Consider the following 19,428-nt stretch of genomic DNA (forward strand, 5'->3'; position numbering starts at 1 on the left):
TCCTATGCGGCGACTTTGCTGGCGTCCGGCCACACCTTGAGCAACAACCCAAACAAGTGCTCGGTGCGCTTGCGAATGGCGTCCTCGTGCCAGTCGTCCGCTTCGGGGCCGTGGAAATACTGCGTCAGGTTGATCTTCGAATACTTCAACAGCTCGGGCCGCTTGGCCGACCATGCCGCGTTCTGCAGTGACGAATTGAACGCCCCCGTGATGAGCGTGAGGTTGCCCAAGGTGTTGAGCATCACCTCGCGCCGGGCGATGGCCTTTTGCTCGACCACCGGGTCCGCCTTCGCCTCGGCCGGCAATGGCCAGTGCGTTTGCCACGTCTGCGGCAACACGTGTTCGATGGTCATGTTGGTTGGGATGGCCAGCACGGGGCTCTTGGTGGACTGCGCCGCGGCGTCAAGCGCTTCCAGGACCGCGCGGACCTTGTACTGGGCGATGCGGCCGTAGAGCGGCCACTCGAACACTGCGGTCAAAAGCTCCGAGTCGATGGGGAACTTGGTGCTCTCTCCCGCGCCTTTGCCCAAGTGTTCGGCCACGGCCTTGGCCGTCAGGCTGCCTCCCTTCTCCACCGCCTTGATGAGACCCACGAACAGGCGGTTGTAGTTCTTGCTCGTGTAATTGGTGATGAGCCGACGCATGAGGAAGGATTCAAGCACCGCCAGCACCTTGTCGAACTCGGTCTGGTCGTCGGGCATGAGCTCCGCATAGGCGTGCAGCAAGAAGGGGTAAACGGTAGTGGTGTCTACCGCTTCCAGGTTGCGCAGGAACCGGGCCAAGGCCAAGTGGTCGTCGGGACGGTGGAAGGCTTCGAACACATCGGCGTAGCGGGAGAGCTGGCGAATGTGACCATCCGCGTCCGCCGGCACCGGGATGAGCGACCCCGGCATCGGCTCGGCGTACTCCACAAAGGCCTTGAAGGCGTTGAACAGGTGTGAGGTCTTCACCTCATCCCGGGTCATCAGGGCTAGGTAGTGGTTGATGAAGAGATCGATGCGGTGGCGAGTGATGCGGCCTTGCTTAACCTCTTCCCGCCAGAACCCACCTTCAAAGCGCGTCCAATGCTGATCGTTGAGCGCTTCCACGTCCGCCTTTTGGTTCAGCGCCTTGCGGAACAGGTAGTTCTTGATGAGGTCGGCCGGCAACAGCTCGGTGCCGCGGGCATTCAAGGTTTCGAAGATGACCTGGGCCTCGTCTTCCTTGTCGAGATTGATCACCACCAGCTGCAGGCCGCGGTTCACCACCTGCCACAGCGTTTCCAGGCGATCGGCGACCGTCTTGCTGACCAGCTCGGGCGTGTCGTCGACGTCGTCCAGCTTCCCGTTCAACCAGTCGGACAACCGGGCGTGAAAATAGCGGTAAGCGCCGACGAGGTTGCTGCGGGCGAGCTCGGGCTTGCCCTTCATTGCCTTGTCCAGGTCTTGCAGGTTCAAACTCGCGTGGATGGTCTTGAACGCCGCCCGGTCGCTGTTGGTCGGCCACAGCTTGAACTTCTCGCTGGGGTCTTCCACCAGGTCGTCGTCGTTCTCCACCAAGCCCGTGAAGCGCCCCACGTAACGCTCGGCGCCGTGCTCAGCTGCCAAGTTGCGCCCCGCCATCAAGAACAGTTGCAGCGTGGTGAAACGCTGCTGCCCGTCGATGACCTGGCGCGCTTCCACGGACCCGGCCGGGTTGGGCAGTTGCTCCAACACGATTGCGCCCAGAAAGTGGGCGCGGGCAGCCCCGGTGCGCAGATGCCTATCGAGCAGCGCCAGAATGTCTTCCCACAACGGCTTCCAGTTCTCGTCCTCCGCCCACACGTAGGGCCGCTGAAAAAGCGGCACCTGGAAGTTCACGCTGGGATCGAAGATGGCCTTGAGCTGACGGGTGTTCGCGTCCAAGTGGTCCCCTGTTGGTTGTGGCTGTCCCCAGCGGCTAGCTTACCGCGACCTAGGTTGCCCCGGTCCCGTCTCAAGGACTGAGTCAGAGTGCGAGGCGCGCGCTGGCCCCAAGGCAGGCATGACCAGCCAGCTAGGCCACCGAGGTGCAGCCCTCGGCTATGATGCGGCTATGCCCGTTTCCGATGCCAGCGCCTTTGCTCTGCTCCGTGCCTTCGGCATGCTGGAGTTCACCCTGAAACGCACGCCGGGTTTTCTGGCGGCTGATGGCAATCCACTAGGAAATCAGCGGGCAAAAGCGAAGGCGGATTGGCCGGCCGTTGATCGCGCGGTGGCCGCGCTGGAGCCGGCGGACTTCCTCGACCAGCTGTCCGGGTCAACGTGGGCCAAGCTGCTGGGTGGAGCGCGCAACCGGCCGCAGGTGCAGTTCGTGCAAGTGGCTGCCGACGGCACCTGGAGCGCGAACTACGAGGACAGCCCCTTGCCACGCAACGACGCCGAAGCGCTGGTGATCGCCATGCGGCGTGTGCGCAACAACCTCTTCCACGGCGGCAAGCAAGACCCATTGCAGGAGCCCTACCAGGGCGACGACGAGGAATGGACGGTGGCCGCCCGGGAAGTCGCCGGACTGCTGCTGGATCTGCTGGACCGTCGGGTGCTCAGGCCATATCCGCCAGACTGACGCCGCCTCTCGAATGCGATCTTGCCGCCCAGTCCGACCACCTACTAAATGAAGTCATGAAAATTGACCGCGCCACCGCCTGGAAAGCCAAGTTGCCCGCCTTGACCCGGGCCCGTTGGCTCATCCGCTGCGGCCACATGTTTTCGGCCGACGAGCTGGCGCGGCTGCGAGAAGGTCTGTGGCCGCGCGACATGGACGATCGCTGGACCGTTTGGCTCGACGGCCACGCAATGCGCTGCTGGCGCTCGTGGACCGGCACGTGCATCTACGAAACCCACATCGCGGTGGGCGAGGACGGCACGGGAGGGGCTGGGGTGCTGGACGTGCTCGACGACCCGGCCACGTATCGCCGCGCCGGCACCGGCGCTGTCGAGCTGGAACGCTTTGAAGGGATACTGTCGCTGATGTGGCGCCGCGAGGACGACCGCGACGCGCTGGCCGGTGTGACGGTCATCGGTGGCTGACCGTGGCCCGAGTCCCGGCCAACATGCTGTTGCTGCACCAGGGCGAAGAGGAGTTGTGCCAGCGCGCCGTGCGCCTGGTCGAAACCAACCCAGACTTGGCCGACCACCTGGGCATCACCGAGCGCGCCATGGACGTGATGGACATGCTGCGCCAGCACTACCAGGCCGACGACGACGAACGCACCATCAGCCACCTTGGTATCCGCACGTTTAACGGCTTTGCCACCGCGTGGAAGCTCATGGCATCGGGCTATTACCAAGCGGCCACGCTCATCCTGCGCGACATCGTGGAGACCACCAATTTGGTCAATGCCTTCCATGTGGACCGCGCGCTCATCGAAAAGTGGCGCAAGGCGGACCGACGTACGCTCAAGCGGGATTTCGGTCCCGCGGCCGTGCGCAAGATCCTCGACGACGCCGCGGGTTTGGGCAAGAGCCGGCGCGAGGCTATCTACATCAAGTTCTCCACGCTGGCTGGGCACCCCACGCTAGACGGGTTCGCCATGCTGCGCCCCAAAGGCATGGACGCGCACATCGGCCCGTTCTCAGACCTCACGGCGCTGCGCGCCGTGCTGGAGGAAATGGGTATGCTTGCCCCGCAAGCCGGCTTTGCATTTTGCATCTACCTGGACACGTCCATTAACGCGTGCAGCCAAGTCGCGCACTACTTCTTGACCGGCGCGATGGACTACTCGGGCAAATACCTGGGCAAGCCCTACTCGGATGAGGAGCGCGCGGAAGTCGATCGGTTGTTTGCACGCTCGCCTTGAGGTGCGCTGATGAAATGGGACTTGAAAGAGCTTCGGGGACACGTGGAGCGGCTGTTCGGCGAAGAGCAGCTGCGCACAGTCAAGCAGTGCTTGCGAACCATCGGCGACCGGCGCGAGTTCAGCCGCTACCACTTCAACGAAGCTAAAGGCCGAATGGAGGGTGTCCTCCAGGGCCACGAAGCTTTCGAGTTGACTGCCGCGCTCCTGGGGGCGTTCGACACCGACGATCGGCAGTTCAGCACCGCGCGATTTCAGGCGTATGCGCACACGGTTGCCTGCGTCCAGAACATGCACGCGGTCGTCGATAACATGGTCCATTTCGCCTACTACGTTCTCGGCACCAACTTGGACCCGGCCACCCGCATTGAGAAGGAGCGCGACATCACCTGGTCCAAGGTGAGCAAGAAGCTCGTCGCGGGGCCCATCAAGGATGGGTTGAGCGCCTTACTGGACGATCCGGGCTTCACCTACCTGGCGGCTCTGAGCAACCACTCCAAACACCGTTCCATCGTCGAGGTGTCCTACTCGGTGAACTTCGAGTCGGACGCGGTCGAACACGGCCTGCGATTCAACCCCTTCACCTACGACGGGGTGACCTATCCCATCAAGTGGGTTCGTCCCACGCTGATCGACGAATACCAGCGGCAAGAGGGCTTGATACTGACCATCGGCAACGCGGTGAACGACGAGCTCAGGGATCGATCCTGAGCCCGACGGTCAGCGACGCACCAAAGCCGCCTGCGATGGGTCGTAAACGTAATCGGTGATCGTCCCGTCCTGGATGCGTTTTACCGCTTCGTCGATGACGTGGAGCGGCGCCAGGAACCACTCGCGCGGCTTCACCGGGTTGCCGAACCGGTCCTCGATCGTCAGATCCAACCGGGCTTCCTGGAAAATGCGGTGGAACAGGTTCTCCAAGCGGGTGCGGTTGAGGTTGAGGTTGAGGTTGAGGTTGAGGTTGAGGTTGGACAGCTTAATGGGGGCTTTTTTGTTGCCTGGGGTTTTTCGGCCTTCAGCCAGGGCTGTCCAGCAGCTCGCGCGCGATCATCGCCGTGCCCTCCAGCAGGTCGTAGCCGCTTCCCGCCTGCACCACCACCGCCAGCAGGTTGCGGCCCACATCGGCGTTGCCACCGCTCAGTTCCATCTCGCCTTCAAAGCACAGATCGGCCAACCATTCATGGGCCTGCTGCAGCCCGCGCTTGCGGACACGGCGGAACTCCGCGAGCAACTTCGCCTGGCCGGCCTCCTGCGCCCCATCGGCCAGCAGGCCGATGGCACCGCCGTGCGCCGCGCGCCAGATGGCCGGCAGCGGGCGACCGTTCGCGTCCACCACGTCCGCCGAGAACTGCGCGCAGTACATTTCGTAGCGCTTGCCCGCCGTGCTGCTGGGCGCGATGCCGGCTTCGGCGAGCAGGCGTTCGGCTTCATCCAGTGTGCTGAACTTCAAGCGCAGCAGTGCCGGGCGGCTCAGTTGTTGTGCCAGCGCGTGCTGGTTGGCGGCGAACCAGACGTTCCAGCCAACGGTTGCGCGGCCTTCCAGTGCGGCCTTGAAGTACTCCAGGTGTTCGGCGTCCATTGCGGTCTCCTGCGCTCCCTGCGCGATTGTAGCGGGAGCATATGCGGGCCGGTCAGGCGTCGCCGCCGGAGAGGCAATGATGTGCCTCGCGCACCAGCTGGCGTGCGGCCACGATCAGTCCGTCGATATGGAAGGCGCCCAACTGCTCGTTCGGACCGCCTTCGTTGCGCGCCCGGTCGGCGGCCTGCAGCAGATCGAGCAACGCGCCGAGCCCAGACAGCGAGCGGCGCAATGAAGCGTGATTGCTCGCACCGAGGTTGAGGTTGTTGCACGGCTGTCCGTCATCGCCGTCGGCATGGTTGATGGCATTGAGGCAGGTGAAGAACGTGGCCGACTGCGCCGGCAGGCTCTGTTCGTTCAGGGCGCACTCGATCTCGCGTGCGAGGTCCCCGGGTACGTCGGCTGCGACGTCGCCGATAAGCGCGTGCAGGCGGGGATGGATGGCGGTGCGGTTGGTCATGGCGAAACCCTCACTGGCGTAGGGCCACCTTCCGGAGTGAAGGTGGCGGACGGTGCGGGTTGGCGTGCCGGGGCAAACACAACGGAGTGAGAAATCACCCGGCGGATCGAGTGATCCCCACGCACCGCCCGCCATTGAGGGCAGTTGGTGCATTCTTGCGGCTACGCACTGCTGCGCAACCTGTCCGTTCGGTTTGCTTTTTCGAGACGCCAATCCCGGCCAAGGCGTCTTGCCTCGACGCAGCGATCATCTGGCCGGGCAATCACATCGGTCTGTAAGGAAAATTCTCAACTGTCCCTAGGCAGGCCAGACATTTCCCGTTGTGTGCCGTCCGACACCCGCGAGTAGTGCGGCCCATCACTGATGGCGCACATCGCCGCCCCTGCCGACCGTGCACGAGACGACTCCAGAGCGGCGCCGCCACGGCAATCGCGTCATCCCGCGCGGCGGAGACGGGACCATGCCACGCATGGAGCCAGAGGGTTCCATCCCTGCGCTGTCCCGCCGCCCCGGGCAGGCGTAGTCTCAGCCCGTTGCCGTGCCCATCCACTCTGGAGTGCCACCATGCCGCTCGCTCGCATCGATCTTCGCAAAGGCAAATCCGCCGACTACCTGCAGCGCGTCGGCGAAACCATCTACCAGGCCATGCGCGCGGTGGGCGTGCCGGAAAACGACCGCTTCCAGATCTTCCAGGAACACGCGCCGGACACGCTGATCTACGACCCTGGCTACCTGGGCGTGGATCGCACCGACGATTTCATCTGCATCCAGATCACCTGGAACGAAGGGCGCACGCTGGAGCAGAAAAAAGCGTTGTACCTGGGCATTGCCGATGGCCTGCATGCGGCGGTGGGTATCCGCCGCGAAGACGTGTTCATCAATCTGGTGGAAGTGAAGAAGGAGAACTGGTCGTTCGGGAACGGTCAGGCGCAGTACGTGAGTTGATGCGGGAACGGTGCCTGCGCCTGATGCGGTTTGGTCAGGCCATGCGCGGCGACGCCTGCTGTTGTGCCTGTTGCTCGTCCTGCGCCAGCCGGCTTGCGTCGCGGGATTGCTGCTGCACGTTGGCCTGCTGATATAGCGTATCCGCGTCGCCCTGCTGCGTATCGAGCAGGGACAGGCGCTGGCGATTGGCGGCAGGGTCCGGCGAGGTGGTATTACCGCTGCGGTGCAGGAACACGTATCCGGGTGCCTCGGCGCTGTTTGAACTGAAGGCCACGTGCAGCGTGTCCTTTTCGCTGAAGCCGGCCTGCACCGCCGCGTGGGTCAGATGGCCGGCCAGGCGTTCATGCTCCTGTCCGGGGGGCAGTCCCTGCTGTTCGCTGGCCTGGGCGAGTGCGGTGCGCACCTTCTGGTCCAAGGCATGAAGGCTGTGCCCCGGTGCGCGCGCGTCCGCAGCCAGACGCTCGCCCAAGGGGCCATCAATGCCGTCGGTTTCGCTGAGCAGACGCTGCTTCAAGCTGCGCTCGGGCAGGGGATGAGTGGTGGTGCGGTTGAGTTCGCTGTTGGGGAAAGGGGGCTCAATGCTGTCCACGCCGTGGATGTTGCGCAGCGGACGATAACCGTCCTTGCCCTGTGACTGGACGCCCAGGGGAATGCGGACATCGGGCAGCAATTGGCCAACAGGGCCGCCGATGCTGTTCACGTCCAGGCTCTGCTTGCGCTGGATGCCGGCATGATTCAATGCGCCCCAGGTGAAGTCCACGCAGTTGTGGCGCACGTCGGCATAGTGCTTGCTGAAGCCGTGCGCCACTGGATCGTCGCCGAACGCCTTGAGCTTGTTGTACTGGGCTTCGGTGATTTCCACAGAGCGCGTGTAATGCGGGTTCTTGTAGGTCTTTGCATCGCTGTCCACGATGTCGCCCGGTCCGTTCATGCTGCCGTGCTCGATCGGTGCAAAGCCGTAGCTCGCCGGATCTTTTCCCGGTGCTCGCAGGACGTAGAACATGTGCCCCGGCCCGGATGTCTGCGGGGAACCATCCGGATTGCGCAGCGGCTGCTGCGTTACCGGGTCGAGAAGCGGTGTTCCCGGCGCCGCAATGACGATATCGACGATGTAGCGTGGCTTGTCCATGTGCGTGTGATCCTCCTGGAAGGTGTACGAAGGCGCTGCGTTACTTGGCGAGCGGACGCGATTCGTGAATCAGTATCCTGGCGCTTGCGCCACGAAGTGGTGCGATGTCTTCAACCGTGCTGATCTGTACGCGGTAGCGGCTTTGCGCCTGCAACGGCAGCAGCGCGACATGGAGTCGATAGGCCCCATCGCTGCCTCGTTGGGTCTGGGCGTAGTTCAGACCCTTACCGCGGTGCCAGTCTGGCAGTGGCTGGCCAGATTGCGACTGTGCGATCTGGTAGGCGTCGGGGCTTGCCAGCGACTGCCAAGTGCCGCCGGACCATTGCTGAAGTCCAACGCGTAAAGGAATGTGCAGGTCGCGTGGAGAAGCAGCGTCTGGCGATGAGGAAACGTGCTGCAGATCCAGCTCCACCGCATATGTACGGTAGCTGGCAAAATTGCGCGCCGTGGTCTCGAACTCGAACTGCAGCTGCTGGCCGGGCGCGTCCACGGCGATGGGCTGTGAGAGTTCCAGCGGCTCTGGCGGTGGGGGCGGACCCTTGTCGGCGCAGGCGGCAAGCAGCGTGGTCAGGCCGAGCAGGCTGATGCGCAGCCGGTGTGTGATGCGGGTGGTCATGCGGATCCCTCTGGCTCCTTGCCGTGGCCATCTGAACCCTAACGTTGGCGAGGCGGCGCCTGCAAGCGTCGGGACCGTGGTGCGGTGCATTCACATGTCGCCGCTGGAGGCGAGCCCCTGCGTCACCGTGTCGCAGGGCGTAAACCCTGAACGGGGTCCAAGGTTGGCCATGGCCCCGTAGAATGGCGGCGTGCGCCGTTCTGCTCTCTACCGCCGGTTCCAGGCCCTGGCTTGGCTTGCCATGCTGCTGGTGCTGCTCGCCCCGCTGGTGAGCCGCTGGCTGGCGCATGGCCACGTTGCGGCTGCCGCACCGGTGGCAGCCATGGATCACGCGATGCACGCAGAGCATGCGCAGCACGCGATGGACGGGCACCACGACCATCACGCGATGGCGAGGCCGCACGGCGAGGCCGCAAAGAAGCCGGTCGTCGATCCACATGCCGATCATGAGATGGGCGTGGATTGCGATTACTGCCTGATCGCAGCGCGGTTGATCACCCTGCTGGTGGCGGCAGTGCTGCTGTTGGCGCCGATGGCACCGGTGTGCCGCGCGCTGCGCGGTGCGGTGCGGGCGTTGCCGCAACGGATCAGCGGCACATTGGGAGCGCGTGGGCCGCCGGCCATGATGGCCGCCTGAGCCGCACGCGCGTTGCATTGAACATTTTTCCATGAGGTTGCCGGCCACGGCCGGTGCCCGCACGCGCGTGTTTGTCCCTTTCTGATTGCTGCCCTGCCATTGCAGGGTGGCCTTGCATGCCGTGAAAAAATGAAAACGAACCCCAGCTCCGCGCGCCTGCGCCGGGCGACGCTGCCTGTCCTCTGCGCGTTGCTCCTGCACACCGCGCCCCTGCTTGCCGCCGATGCGGCACCCCCGACCACGCTGGATACCGTGCGCGTGGTCGATACCCGCAGCGGTGAGCTGTCGTCCACCGCCAACGCCGGTTCCGCGCTGGGCCTGAGCGTGCTGCAGGCACCGGCCAGCCTGACGGTGATTTCGCGCGAGCAACTGGAGCAGCGCGGCGACAGCAACCTCAACGATGCGATCAGCCGGGCGGGTGCGATCAGTGCGATGCCGCACCCCGGCAATGGCCTGAGTGCGCTGTCCAGCCGCGGCTTCACCGACGGTGCTTCGGTGATGCGGCTGTACGACGGGCTGCGCCAGTACGGTGGCGTGGGCATCACGTTCCCGTTCGATACCTGGTCGATCGAGCGCGTCGAAGTGCTGCGCGGGCCGGCGTCGGTCATCCATGGCGACGGTGCGATCGGCGGCGTGATCAACATCGTGCCGAAGAAGCCCTCGCGCGGTGCCATCGAAAACGAGATCAGCGTAACCGTGGGCAGCGAGGACACCGCGCGGCTGGGCTTCGGCAGTGGTGGCGCGCTGACGCCCGAGCTGGCCTACCGGCTGGATGTGAGTGGCAACTACAGCGGTGGCTGGGTCGACCGCGGGCGCAACAGTGACGCGACATTCTCCGGTGCGTTGCTGTGGCAGCCGCGCGCGGACCTGCAGCTGACGCTCACCCATGCGCAGGGCTACCAGCAGCCGATGCGCTACTTCGGTACGCCGCTGGTCGAGGGCCGCCAGCTGGAGGCGCTGCGCCACCGCAACTACAACGTGGATGACAGCGAGATCCGCTATCGCGACCGCTGGACCCAGCTCGATGCGCTGTGGACGCCGACCGCGAATGTCGAATGGCGCACGCGCCTCTACCAGATCGATAGCCAGCGCGATTGGCGCAATGCCGAGGCCTATGTCTACAACCGTGCCACCGGTTTGATCGATCGTTCAGGCAATACCGAGATCACCCACAACCAGGACCAGACCGGACTGACTTCGACGCTGCGCGTGCAGGGAACCGCAGGTGGCCTGCAGAACAGCTTCGCGGTGGGCCTGGACGCCAACCGCGCGCACTTCAAGCACACCAACAACACCTATGCCGGCAGCTCGGGCCCGGTCGATCCGTTCGATCCGGTGCCGGGGCAGTTCGCCAGCGACGCGCCGAACCTGCCGCGCTACCGCAACCGCGCCGAACAGCACGCGTTGTTCGTGGAAGACCGGCTGGCGCTGAGCGAGCGCTGGTCGGTGCTGGGTGGCCTGCGCCACGACCGCGCGCGCATTGATCGCACCGATCTGATCAGCGGCCAGAATGCGTTCTCGAAGACCTACAGCAGCACCGGCTGGCGTGCAGGCACGGTATTCGCGCTGCAGCCGACGCTGAGCCTGTATGCGCAGTACTCGCAGGCGGCGGACCCGGTCAGTGGCCTGTTGATGATCAGCCCGGCCAACGGTGCCTTCGACCTGGCCAAGGGCCGGCAGATAGAAGTGGGTATGAAGCAGGCCTTCGATGGTGGCGAGTGGACGCTGGCGGCGTATCGCATCCGCAAGACCGGGCTGCTCAGCCGCGACCCGCTGGTGCCGGATCGCCGCGTGCAGGTGGGCGCGCAGACCTCGCGCGGTATCGAGGCGTCGCTGAACTGGAACGTCGCGCCACACTGGACGCTGGATGCCAACGCCACGGTGCTGAAGGCCGAGTTCGAGGACTTCCTGGAGACGGCTGGTTCGCCGCCGATGCTGGTCTCGCGTGATGGCAACGTGCCGCCGAACGTGGCCGAACGCCTGGCCAATGTGTGGTTGAGCTGGCAGTTCGCGCCCGACTGGAGTGCGGCGGGTGGCGTGCGCTACGTCGGCAAGCGCTACGCCGACAATGCCAACACGCTGGAGTTGCCCAGCTACAGCACCACTGATCTGGCGCTGACCTGGCAGGCGGCACCGCGCACGCGATTGTCCGCGCGCCTGTTCAACGTGTTCGACAAGGCGTACTACGCCACCGCGTACTACACCAGCACGCAGTGGCTGCTGGGCGCGGATCGTCGTGTCGAGTTCACTGTCGACCATCGCTTCTGAGGACGCGCACCATGTCGCTGCGATCCACTGCCAAGCGCTGGACCTACCTGGTGCACCGCTGGCTCGGCATCGGCGGATGCCTGTTGATGCTGCTGTGGTTTGTCAGCGGCATGGTGATGTTGTTCATCGGCTACCCGAAGCTGACGCCGGGCGAGCGGCTGGCGGCGTTGCCGGTACTGGGGGATGCCCGCGGCTGGCAGGGGCTGTCGGTGCTGCCGGCGGCGGTGCAGGCCGAGCCGGAAAGCGTGGCGCTGACCACGCTGCGTGGCGAGCCTGCGTATGTGGTGCGCAATGGCAGCAACGTGGGCGCCTGGTCTTCCGTGACCGGCAAGGCGCTGCTGCCGGTGTCGGCACAGCGTGCCGAAGCATCCGCTGCACAGTTCGCCGGCGGCCAGGCGTTCGTGGGTGCGACGCGCGTGGACGAGGACCGCTGGACGCACTCGCGCGCACTGGATGCGCATCGGCCGCTGTATCGCGTCGAGGTGGGCGGTGCACAGCCGGGCGACCTGTATGTGTCCTCGCGTACCGGTGAAGTAGTGCTGGACGCCCCGCATGTGCAGCAGCGCTGGAACTATGTGGGCGCCTGGCTGCACTGGCTGTATTTCCTGCGCATGCAGTCGGTGGATCCGGTGTGGACGTGGGTGGTGATCGTGCTTTCCGCGTTATGCACGGTGGCCGCGGTCAGCGGCATCGTGGTTGGCGTGTGGCGCTGGCGCTTCCGTGGGCGCTACCGCTCCGGCGCGAAGACGCCCTATGTCGAACCATGGATGCGCTGGCATCATCTGATCGGGCTGGTGGCTGCGGCTTTCGTGTTCACTTGGATCTTCAGCGGGCTGATGTCGATGAATCCGCTGGGGGTCTTCAGCAGCACGCGCGAGGCGATCGATGTTGAACGCTATCGTGGCAGCGCGGTGACGGTGGATGGCGCGCTGGGTGAGCCGGCGAATCTTCTGGCGGTGGCCGATGCCGAGCGCTTCCAACCGGTCGAGATCCAGTGGCGCCGCATCGGCGGCGAACTGTTTGCCGTGCTGCTGGACGGGCAGGGCGATACCCGCATCGTGTCCGAGGCTAACGGGCGGCTGCAGGTCGCGCGGCGTCTGCCGGCAGCATGGCTGCAGCAGAAGGCCAAGGCGATGTCCGCTGCGCCCATGCAGCAGTTCACGATCCTTCAGGCAGCGGATGCGTACTTCTATCCGCGCGCGCCGGAGGCGATGAACGGTGCGGCGGTACGGCGCTTCCCGGTGGCGGTGGCCCGGTTCGGCGATGCCGAGGCCACGCGCGTTTACATCGACCTGGCGACGGGCGATCCATTGCTGACGATGGGGCAGTGTGAGCGGGTCGGACGCTGGCTGTTCTACTTCCTGCACAGCTGGGACCTGCCCGCCATGCTGCGCCAGCAGAACACGCGGCTGGGCGTGCTGCTGGTGCTGAGCGTGGCGGGCACGGCGCTGTGCGCCACCGCTACGGTGATCGGCTATCGGCGTCTGCGGATGAAAGTGCGGCGTCGGCGGCCTTAGCACGCTGACGCTGGCCTGGCGCGTATGAGACCATCGGGCGTTCCTGGCCATGAAGGCTGCGGCCCGATGTCGACGGCCAGGGAAGTGCAGGGGCTCAACGCTTGCAAGAGGTGCAACGGAGTCCCTGGATAGGATTTCCACACAGCGTAAATGGAGCAAGGATGAATTACGTTTCGATGGGTGTTCTTGCAATTGGAATTGCAGCGGCGTCTTCAAGCGTTCAGGCCAAATCATTGCCGCGTCTGTACAGCTTTCCAACCACAACGACCGCGTCTGTTTCCAATGCGCTGCCGGCACCGGGGCAGGTGATCCAGCTGTCTGCGCAGGTCGATGGCCAAGCGCTCGGGCTGTATCACATTCCGGGTAATGAGCAGATCGGCGGCTTCGTCGAATTCAAGGTCAACGGCCAGCCGGTGGGCAAGGTGCAGGTCAGTACCGGCAACACGCCGATGCTCGGTCTGGTGTCCGACCTGGACAAGGACTGCTGGGGCGCGGTCCGCGATGTGCAGTTCTGTACGCACAAATACGCCTACGGTCGGCCGGCGCGGGTCGCAGTCAATTACGCCGTTCCTGCGGGCTTCACCACGGCCTCGATCACCGCCACCTTCAGCGGCGATGGCCAGTTCTCGCAGGGCTCGGTGTCGGCGCCGGTCAACCTGCGCAATATTCCCACCTTTGGTGAGATTCGCGGCGCAGGCAACAAGTGCCTCGATGCCGAGGGCGCCAACACGGGTCCGGGTACTGCCATCCAGGTGTGGGACTGCACGCCGGGTACCCCGCAGCAGCTGTGGACGGTGAAGCCCAACACGTCGACCATCACCGGCGTGCCCAGCAACCGCGTGCTCGACATCGTGGGTTACGGCACCGGCAATGGAAGCCGGATCCAGCTGTATGACGCGCACGGTGATTGGAATCAGTCGTGGAAGTTCTCCAACACGTCCATCGTGGGTGTGGCCAACAAGGTGCTCGATGCAACGGGCGCCTCAAGTGCCAACGGCACCAAGATCCAGCTGTACAGCAATGCGCAGACCAGCAACCAGAAGTGGGAATTCAACCCGGCCAATGGTTCGATTGTCGGCGTCGGCGGCAAGTGCCTGGATGTGGAAGGCGCGAATACGGTTGATGGTACGCGCGTACAGCTGTGGGATTGCACGGGCGTGCCGCAGCAGCGCTTCGAGCTGGGTGCCGATGGTTCGATCCGCGGACTGGGCGGGAAGTGCCTGGAAGCGGCTGATGGTGCCAGCCACGACGGCAATCCGATCCGCATGTGGTCGTGCAATGGTGGTGCACACCAGTCCTGGCGCCTGGTGGGTGAGATCCGCAACCCGCAGACCAACATGTGCCTGGATGATCCGGGCCTGGGCAACACCAACGGTTCCAAGGTGCACATGTGGATGTGCCATGGCGGCGACAACCAGCGTTGGGAGTTCTCCTCCTACTGAGGAGGGTTGGACCCGATGCAATGTCGTGGAACCGCGCGCCTTCGGGCTCGCGGTTTCCTGTGGGTGTCAGACCCGCAGCCAGCGCGTGGACACTGCCACCAGCAACAAGGCCGTGGACACCCCGATGAACGCAGCGATCAGGCCGAAGTGGTTGGCAGCGAAACCGATCAGCGCCGGTCCGGCAAGGATGCCGGCGAAGCCCAGCGTGGAAACGGCAGTGATGGCCAGTGCGCCGGGCATGCGCGTCTGGTGGCCGGCCAGCGAGAACAGCGCGGGCGCGATGTTGGCGCAGCCGAGGCCAACCAGCACATAGCCGAGCAGTGACGCCTGCCACGGCGTGACCAGGGTCAGTACCAGTACGCCCGCGGCGGCGAGCAGCGCGCCGAACACGATCGCGCGCTCACGGCCTACGCGTGCCACCAGTGCGTCGCCGAACAGGCGCGCGACGGTCATGGTCAGGGTGAAGGTCACATAGCCGATACCGGCGAGGCTGGCATCGACGCGACGCACATCGCTGAGGAAGACCGCACTCCAGTCCAGCATCGCGCCTTCACCGAGGAAGGCGACGAAGGCGAGTACGCCGATGAACAGCACGATGCCGTGCGGCAGGGCCAGCATCGGTGTGTCGTGTGGCATGCGTTCGCTGTGCCAGTGCGCTGCCGACAACAGCATCACCAGCAGCATGGCGCCAACGCCGATCATCACCGATGCCAAGGGGGGCAGCTGTGCGGACAGCAGCACGGTCATGGTGGCCGCGCCGAGGAAACCACCGATGCTGAAGAAGGCATGGAAGCCGGACATCATCACCCGCCGTGCTTCGCGCTCGACGATGACGGCCTGCACGTTCATCGTGCAGTCCATTGCGCCTACGGCGGCGCCGAACACGAACAGCACCAGGCCCAGTGACCAGGCCGAACCAGCCAGCGCCAGGCCGGGCACGGTCAGGCAGATCAGCAGGCTGCTGGCGACCATCACCCGGCGGCAACCGAGGCGCGCGGCCAGCACGCCGGACAAGGGCATCGCCAGCAGCGAGCCGGCACCAAGGCAGAGCAGCACCAGGCCCAGCGTGGCGTCGTTGATGCCGGTGCGCGCCTTGGCGAACGGCACCAGGGTGGCCCACAGCGCGGTGGCGAAGCCGGGAATGAAGAACGCAGCGCGGGTCGCGTGCTGTTCGGCACGCGCGCGGTTGGCAGGGGGCATGAGCGGTACGGTCAGGGCGGAGTGGGGTGTACCGCGATGCCGGCGGCGCGGAAGCGTGCCGCCAATGCGGGTGGTGCGGTGGTGGTCAGCACCAGGTCGTCGATCTCGTCGAGGCTGGCGATCTGCCAGTTGCCGCGCGCACCGAGCTTTTCAGTGGTGGCGGCGACGATGACGCGGCTGCTGCAGGCCACCATCGCGCGCTTCAGCGTGGCTTCTTCCGCATCCATCGCCCACACGCCGGTGTCGCCGTCCACCGCGCAGGGACCGGGCAGGTACACGTCGGCGCGCAGGCGCTGCACCTGGGCCAACGCTTCGGCACCGACCGCACCGCCACCGTTGGCGAGGCGACCGCCGATCAGCTGCACCGAGGTGCCTTCAAGCATGCTGGCGGCGGTGGCGATCTGCGGGGCATTGGTGATCACCGTCAGCCCGAGAGCGGCCGGCAACTGCTGGGCGATCGCCAGATTGGTCGAGCCGGCATCGAGCAGTACCACCTGGCCCGGTTGCAGCAGCGCGCAGACGCGGGCGGCCAGCTCGGCCTTGTCGCCGCGGTCGCGGGTCAGGCGCTCGCGCAGCGGCCGTTCCTTGGGCGGCGGCAGCACGGCGCCGCCGTAGACGCGCTGGCACAGGCCTTGGGCGGCCAGCTCGCGCAGATCGCGGCGGATCGAATCTTCGGAGACGGCATAGCGGCGCGCCAGCTCGGCGGCGACCACGCGGCCCTGCTGGCGCAGTTCGTCGAGGATCTGCTGGGGGCGCTGGGCGGGGAGGGGGATGGGATCGGAGCTCATGTCGCAAGTCTGCACGTTCGTGCATTAACGTGCAACAACGTGCAATGGGCGGGTGTGGGCACAGAACGGCTGGATTGCGGGTGAACCGGCCCGCGCGCGCGTCTATGGATCACCTTCGCGGCCCGGCATCATGGCGGGGCACCTGGCATGGAATCCACGATGTCCCCCACCGTTCACCGCAAGCTGCGCATCGGCGCGGACCAGTACACCGGCCAGAAAGTGGTCGACCAGCAGTTCCATGAGTGCGATTTTTCCGGCGCCGACCTGACTGCCACCGAGTTCATCAACTGCAGCTTCTACGACGCCGACAGCCGGGCCGGTTGCCGCTTCAACGGCGCCACGCTGAAGGAAGCCAGCTTCCGCAGTTGCGACATCAGCATGTGCCACTTCAACTTCATCAAGGCACTGGGCCTGGAGATCAGCGAATGCCGCGCGCAGGGCGCGGATTTCAGCAATGCCAGCTTCATGAACCAGATCACCACGCGCAGCTGGTTCTGCAGCGCCTTCATCAAGAAGTCGAACCTGCGCTATGCCAATTTCTCGCGGGTGACATTGGAGAAGTGCGAACTGTGGGAGAACCGCTGGGATGGCGCGAATGTGAGCGGCGCCAGCTTCGCCGGCTCAGACCTGTCCGGTGGCCAGTTCGAGGGCATCGACTGGAACAGCGCCAACTTCACCGACTGCGACCTGACCCACTCGGAGCTGGGTGAGCTGGACCTGCGCAGCACCAACCTGCGTGGCGCCACGCTGGATGTGCAGCAGGTGGCGCTGCTGATGCAGCGCATCGGTATCACGGTGGTTCCGTAGGCATCACCCGGCGTACGCCACCCAACCCTTGAAGCTGAAGCCTGCGTAGAACAGCTCCACGCCGTCGAAGCCGGCCTCCCGCAGCAGCGCGACTTCCTGTTCGGGGGCAAGCAGCGGCAGCCGTTCGGCAATGGCCTCGATCGCGCGCTGTGCATCCGCGCGCGCAACGCCAGAGGCTTCGGCGAACGCGGCGTAGCGCTGCAACCAGCGCAGCTTGCCGGCCGGATCCTGCGGCACGCTGTGGTGCGCCACCACCAGCGGCGCGCCGGGCTGCAGGCGCCGGTGCAGTTCGCGCAGCGTATGCAGGCGTTGCGTGGCGTCGAGGAAGTGCAGGGTCAGCAGGCAGCTGGCACCATCGAAGCGCATGTCCGGGGCATCGTCGATGTAGCCTTCCAGCAGCTCAACGCGTGCGTTCAACGGGCCCAGCGTCTGCTCGGCCAGGGCCAGCATCGGTGCGGCCGGATCCACACCCAGCAACTGCCAACCCGGCTGCGCCTCGGCGAAGGCTTTCAGCTCCAGCCCACCCCCGGCACCGAGTACCAGCACGCGGCCCTGTGCGGGAACGCGTTCGGCCAGCAGCAGGCGGCTCATCTGCTGCAGGGCGAGGAAGCCCGGCACCTGGCGCAACGGGCCCTCGGCATAGTGGGCAACGGCCTGCGGATCGGAAAACGAAGACATGCGTGCATTCCTGCAACAGGGACATACCACTGTACCGTGGCATGCAAGTGCCTTTGCCGCGGGACACTCCCGCCTGCGCTGACCGGCTTGCATCCCGCTCAGCGCAACTCCCGCGCCAGCACCTGCCAGATCCTTGCGTCCTGGCACTGCGAAACATTGAAGCGCACATAGTCGGCCGCGCGCTGCGACTGGCTGAACGCGTTGCCCGGCGCCAGCACGATGCCTTCGCGCAGGCACTGCCGGGCCAGCGCGGCGGCGTCGCGGCCATCCGGCAGCTGGCACCACAGGAACAGGCCAGCCTCCGGCTGCAGCCATGGCGTGACGCCCAGCGCCTGCAGTTTCCGCAGCGCGTGCCGGCGCGCGTCGGCCAGGCGCGAACGCACCGATTGCATGTGGCGGCGATAGCCACTGTCGGTCAGCGCGATGTGCATCAGCTGCGCGGCCAGATGGCCACCGCCGAAGCTGGTCGCCAGCTTCAGGTCGGTCAATGCGTCGATCCAGTCGTGGCGCGCGGCGATGTAGCCGCAGCGCGATGCAGCCGACAGTGTTTTGGAGAAGCTGCCGACGTGGATCACCCGCGACAGCCCATCCAGTGCGGCCAGCCGGGGTGCAGGCTGCAGTTCGAAGTCGGCGAAGATGTCGTCCTCGACGATGATCAGTTCGCTGCGTTCGGCCAGGCCCAGCAGGCGATGTGCGGTGCTGGCCGAAAGCACCGCGCCGGTCGGGTTGTGCAGGCCGGAGTTGGTGATGTACAGCCGCGGCGAATGCTCCTGCAATGCGCGTTCGAACGCTTCAAGGTCCGGGCCGGTGGGCGTGTACGGCACACCCACTGCCTGTACCTGGTGTGCCTTCAGCAGCGCGTGGTAATTGAAGTAGCTGGGGTCATCGACCAGCACGCAATCACCGGGCTTGAGCAGGAAGCGGCAGATCAGGTCGACCGCGTGCGTCCCGGATTCGGTCAGCAGGATCTGCTCCATCGGTGCATCGATGCCCAGCGTGGCGCTTCGCCGTTGCAGCAGCTGGCGCAACGCGGGCAGCCCGAGTGGGCCGGCGTAGTCGGCCAGATGCATGGCATCGGCACGGGCCAACCGACGCAGGCCGCGGCGCACGCCATCGTGATACAGCCAGTCGCTGGGCATCCAGCCGCACCCTGGCTTGAGGTGGCCCGGCGGGGTTTCCAGCGACTGCCGCGACACCCACAACGGGTCCACGGCGCGGTCCAGCCGGGGCTCCATCTCGGCCAGTGCCAGCGGTGCGGCGGGCCCACTGACGTAGAAGCCGGATCCTGCGCGCGCCGTGATCAGGCCTTCGGCCGCGAGGCGCTCGTAGGCTTCGACCACGGTGGAGACCGACACCCCCATCGCAGCCGCCTGCGCGCGCACCGAAGGCAGGCGGGAGCCGGGGCCATCCACGCGTGCGGTGATGCGGTTGCGGACGGTCTGGATGACCGATTCGATGCGGGTAAGCGGACGTGGCATGGCAGCACTGTAGTGGAAGTGTGGGCAGTACAGTTCTTTGCGACTGTACTGGATTGTAGCTGGGGCGGTTCCGCGCTGGATGCTTCCATAC

At 65.5% G+C, this 19,428-nt stretch carries 19 protein-coding genes and 1 pseudogene; 10 read left to right on the forward strand and 10 right to left on the reverse strand.

Annotated features, from left to right (window positions below; translation table 11 throughout):
* Positions 1-2 precede the first annotated feature (2 nt).
* Entirely contained in the window at positions 3-1,883 is a 1,881-nt protein-coding gene (locus tag CCR98_RS04865; protein ID WP_087921711.1) for a DUF262 domain-containing protein, read from the reverse strand.
* A gap of 169 nt (positions 1,884-2,052) precedes the next feature.
* On the opposite strand from CCR98_RS04865, the gene CCR98_RS04870 reads away from it, so the two are divergent.
* From CCR98_RS04870 to CCR98_RS04885, 4 genes are read left to right on the forward strand one after another with little or no spacing between them, the layout of a single operon-like run.
* Complete coding sequence (locus CCR98_RS04870) at positions 2,053-2,562, forward strand: hypothetical protein (protein WP_198361061.1); 510 nt, start codon at positions 2,053-2,055, stop codon at positions 2,560-2,562.
* A gap of 56 nt (positions 2,563-2,618) precedes the next feature.
* Positions 2,619-3,026: a hypothetical protein gene (locus CCR98_RS04875; RefSeq protein WP_087921712.1), complete on the forward strand. Its 408-nt coding sequence runs from the start codon at positions 2,619-2,621 to the stop codon at positions 3,024-3,026.
* Positions 3,027-3,049: 23 nt separating this feature from the next.
* The gene (locus CCR98_RS04880) at positions 3,050-3,796 is read left to right on the forward strand and encodes a hypothetical protein (protein ID WP_087921713.1); all 747 of its coding nucleotides are present in this window, start codon (positions 3,050-3,052) and stop codon (positions 3,794-3,796) included.
* 9 nt (positions 3,797-3,805) lie between these two features.
* Positions 3,806-4,504, forward strand: coding sequence for a hypothetical protein (locus CCR98_RS04885; protein WP_087921714.1), 699 nt, complete (start codon positions 3,806-3,808; stop codon positions 4,502-4,504).
* A 9-nt stretch (positions 4,505-4,513) separates the two neighbouring features.
* Here CCR98_RS04885 and CCR98_RS04890 read toward each other — a convergent pair.
* The 3 genes and pseudogenes from CCR98_RS04890 to CCR98_RS04900 all read right to left on the reverse strand — a co-directional run.
* Positions 4,514-4,732 (reverse strand): annotated as a pseudogene (locus tag CCR98_RS04890) (GIY-YIG nuclease family protein); the annotation flags it as partial.
* 76 nt (positions 4,733-4,808) lie between these two features.
* Positions 4,809-5,372: a hypothetical protein gene (locus CCR98_RS04895; protein WP_087921715.1), complete on the reverse strand. Its 564-nt coding sequence runs from the start codon at positions 5,370-5,372 to the stop codon at positions 4,809-4,811.
* 52 nt (positions 5,373-5,424) lie between these two features.
* Entirely contained in the window at positions 5,425-5,832 is a 408-nt protein-coding gene (locus CCR98_RS04900) for a hypothetical protein (RefSeq protein ID WP_087921716.1), read from the reverse strand.
* 564 nt (positions 5,833-6,396) lie between these two features.
* Between CCR98_RS04900 and CCR98_RS04905 the strand changes: the two genes are divergently transcribed.
* Positions 6,397-6,777 carry a tautomerase family protein gene (locus CCR98_RS04905; RefSeq protein ID WP_032127756.1) on the forward strand — a complete coding sequence of 127 codons (381 nt, stop codon included), beginning with the start codon at positions 6,397-6,399 and terminating at the stop codon, positions 6,775-6,777.
* 34 nt (positions 6,778-6,811) lie between these two features.
* On the opposite strand, the gene CCR98_RS04910 is transcribed toward CCR98_RS04905, so the two are convergent.
* Complete coding sequence (locus CCR98_RS04910) at positions 6,812-7,906, reverse strand: XVIPCD domain-containing protein (RefSeq protein ID WP_087921717.1); 1,095 nt, start codon at positions 7,904-7,906, stop codon at positions 6,812-6,814.
* Between the two features lie 40 nt (positions 7,907-7,946).
* Positions 7,947-8,522 (reverse strand): hypothetical protein, encoded by a 576-nt coding sequence (locus tag CCR98_RS04915; RefSeq protein WP_087921718.1) that lies wholly within the window; start codon positions 8,520-8,522, stop codon positions 7,947-7,949.
* Positions 8,523-8,763: 241 nt separating this feature from the next.
* Here CCR98_RS04915 and CCR98_RS04920 point away from each other — a divergent pair, with 241 nt between their 5' ends.
* The 4 genes from CCR98_RS04920 (at position 8,764) to CCR98_RS04935 (ending at position 14,386) form a co-directional block, all read left to right on the forward strand.
* The gene (locus tag CCR98_RS04920; RefSeq protein ID WP_087921719.1) at positions 8,764-9,159 is read left to right on the forward strand and encodes a DUF2946 family protein; all 396 of its coding nucleotides are present in this window, start codon (positions 8,764-8,766) and stop codon (positions 9,157-9,159) included.
* Positions 9,160-9,288: 129 nt separating this feature from the next.
* On the forward strand, positions 9,289-11,427 hold the full coding sequence (locus CCR98_RS04925) for a TonB-dependent receptor (RefSeq protein WP_198361062.1): 2,139 nt from the start codon (positions 9,289-9,291) through the stop codon (positions 11,425-11,427).
* 11 nt (positions 11,428-11,438) lie between these two features.
* On the forward strand, positions 11,439-12,944 hold the full coding sequence (locus tag CCR98_RS04930) for a PepSY-associated TM helix domain-containing protein (protein WP_087921720.1): 1,506 nt from the start codon (positions 11,439-11,441) through the stop codon (positions 12,942-12,944).
* A gap of 305 nt (positions 12,945-13,249) precedes the next feature.
* A complete protein-coding gene (locus CCR98_RS04935; protein ID WP_232463086.1) occupies positions 13,250-14,386 on the forward strand; it encodes a ricin-type beta-trefoil lectin domain protein in 1,137 nt (378 codons plus the stop codon).
* 66 nt (positions 14,387-14,452) lie between these two features.
* On the opposite strand, the gene CCR98_RS04940 is transcribed toward CCR98_RS04935, so the two are convergent.
* Together CCR98_RS04940 and CCR98_RS04945 are read right to left on the reverse strand one after the other, a co-directional pair.
* Positions 14,453-15,586 (reverse strand): MFS transporter, encoded by a 1,134-nt coding sequence (locus CCR98_RS04940; RefSeq protein WP_087921722.1) that lies wholly within the window; start codon positions 15,584-15,586, stop codon positions 14,453-14,455.
* An 11-nt stretch (positions 15,587-15,597) separates the two neighbouring features.
* The gene (locus CCR98_RS04945) at positions 15,598-16,374 is read right to left on the reverse strand and encodes a DeoR/GlpR family DNA-binding transcription regulator (protein WP_087921723.1); all 777 of its coding nucleotides are present in this window, start codon (positions 16,372-16,374) and stop codon (positions 15,598-15,600) included.
* 159 nt (positions 16,375-16,533) lie between these two features.
* Here CCR98_RS04945 and smqnr point away from each other — a divergent pair, with 159 nt between their 5' ends.
* The gene (gene smqnr, locus CCR98_RS04950; RefSeq protein WP_087921724.1) at positions 16,534-17,181 is read left to right on the forward strand and encodes a SmQnr family pentapeptide repeat protein; all 648 of its coding nucleotides are present in this window, start codon (positions 16,534-16,536) and stop codon (positions 17,179-17,181) included.
* A 3-nt stretch (positions 17,182-17,184) separates the two neighbouring features.
* On the opposite strand, the gene CCR98_RS04955 is transcribed toward smqnr, so the two are convergent.
* Both CCR98_RS04955 and CCR98_RS04960 read right to left on the reverse strand, forming a co-directional pair.
* Positions 17,185-17,859, reverse strand: coding sequence for a class I SAM-dependent methyltransferase (locus CCR98_RS04955; protein WP_087921725.1), 675 nt, complete (start codon positions 17,857-17,859; stop codon positions 17,185-17,187).
* A gap of 98 nt (positions 17,860-17,957) precedes the next feature.
* Entirely contained in the window at positions 17,958-19,337 is a 1,380-nt protein-coding gene (locus tag CCR98_RS04960; RefSeq protein WP_087921726.1) for a PLP-dependent aminotransferase family protein, read from the reverse strand.
* Positions 19,338-19,428: the final 91 nt, after the last annotated feature.

This window comes from Stenotrophomonas sp. WZN-1 (genome assembly GCF_002192255.1).
Lineage (GTDB): Bacteria > Pseudomonadota > Gammaproteobacteria > Xanthomonadales > Xanthomonadaceae > Stenotrophomonas.

What these genes read in the sequence shown, in the direction of transcription:
- CCR98_RS04955 (WP_087921725.1), bottom strand. Translation starts at nt 17,859, where the DNA reads ATGTCTTCGTTTTCCGATCCGCAGGCCGTTGCCCACTATGCCGAGGGC.
- CCR98_RS04910 (WP_087921717.1), bottom strand. Translation starts at nt 7,906, where the DNA reads ATGGACAAGCCACGCTACATCGTCGATATCGTCATTGCGGCGCCGGGA.
- CCR98_RS04880 (WP_087921713.1), top strand. Translation starts at nt 3,050, where the DNA reads ATGCTGTTGCTGCACCAGGGCGAAGAGGAGTTGTGCCAGCGCGCCGTG.
- CCR98_RS04875 (WP_087921712.1), top strand. Translation starts at nt 2,619, where the DNA reads ATGAAAATTGACCGCGCCACCGCCTGGAAAGCCAAGTTGCCCGCCTTG.
- CCR98_RS04870 (WP_198361061.1), top strand. Translation starts at nt 2,053, where the DNA reads ATGCCCGTTTCCGATGCCAGCGCCTTTGCTCTGCTCCGTGCCTTCGGC.
- CCR98_RS04925 (WP_198361062.1), top strand. Translation starts at nt 9,289, where the DNA reads ATGAAAACGAACCCCAGCTCCGCGCGCCTGCGCCGGGCGACGCTGCCT.
- CCR98_RS04905 (WP_032127756.1), top strand. Translation starts at nt 6,397, where the DNA reads ATGCCGCTCGCTCGCATCGATCTTCGCAAAGGCAAATCCGCCGACTAC.
- CCR98_RS04920 (WP_087921719.1), top strand. Translation starts at nt 8,764, where the DNA reads ATGCTGCTGGTGCTGCTCGCCCCGCTGGTGAGCCGCTGGCTGGCGCAT.
- CCR98_RS04930 (WP_087921720.1), top strand. Translation starts at nt 11,439, where the DNA reads ATGTCGCTGCGATCCACTGCCAAGCGCTGGACCTACCTGGTGCACCGC.
- CCR98_RS04895 (WP_087921715.1), bottom strand. Translation starts at nt 5,372, where the DNA reads ATGGACGCCGAACACCTGGAGTACTTCAAGGCCGCACTGGAAGGCCGC.
- CCR98_RS04915 (WP_087921718.1), bottom strand. Translation starts at nt 8,522, where the DNA reads ATGACCACCCGCATCACACACCGGCTGCGCATCAGCCTGCTCGGCCTG.
- smqnr (WP_087921724.1), top strand. Translation starts at nt 16,534, where the DNA reads ATGTCCCCCACCGTTCACCGCAAGCTGCGCATCGGCGCGGACCAGTAC.
- CCR98_RS04960 (WP_087921726.1), bottom strand. Translation starts at nt 19,337, where the DNA reads ATGCCACGTCCGCTTACCCGCATCGAATCGGTCATCCAGACCGTCCGC.
- CCR98_RS04900 (WP_087921716.1), bottom strand. Translation starts at nt 5,832, where the DNA reads ATGACCAACCGCACCGCCATCCATCCCCGCCTGCACGCGCTTATCGGC.
- CCR98_RS04940 (WP_087921722.1), bottom strand. Translation starts at nt 15,586, where the DNA reads ATGCCCCCTGCCAACCGCGCGCGTGCCGAACAGCACGCGACCCGCGCT.
- CCR98_RS04885 (WP_087921714.1), top strand. Translation starts at nt 3,806, where the DNA reads ATGAAATGGGACTTGAAAGAGCTTCGGGGACACGTGGAGCGGCTGTTC.
- CCR98_RS04945 (WP_087921723.1), bottom strand. Translation starts at nt 16,374, where the DNA reads ATGAGCTCCGATCCCATCCCCCTCCCCGCCCAGCGCCCCCAGCAGATC.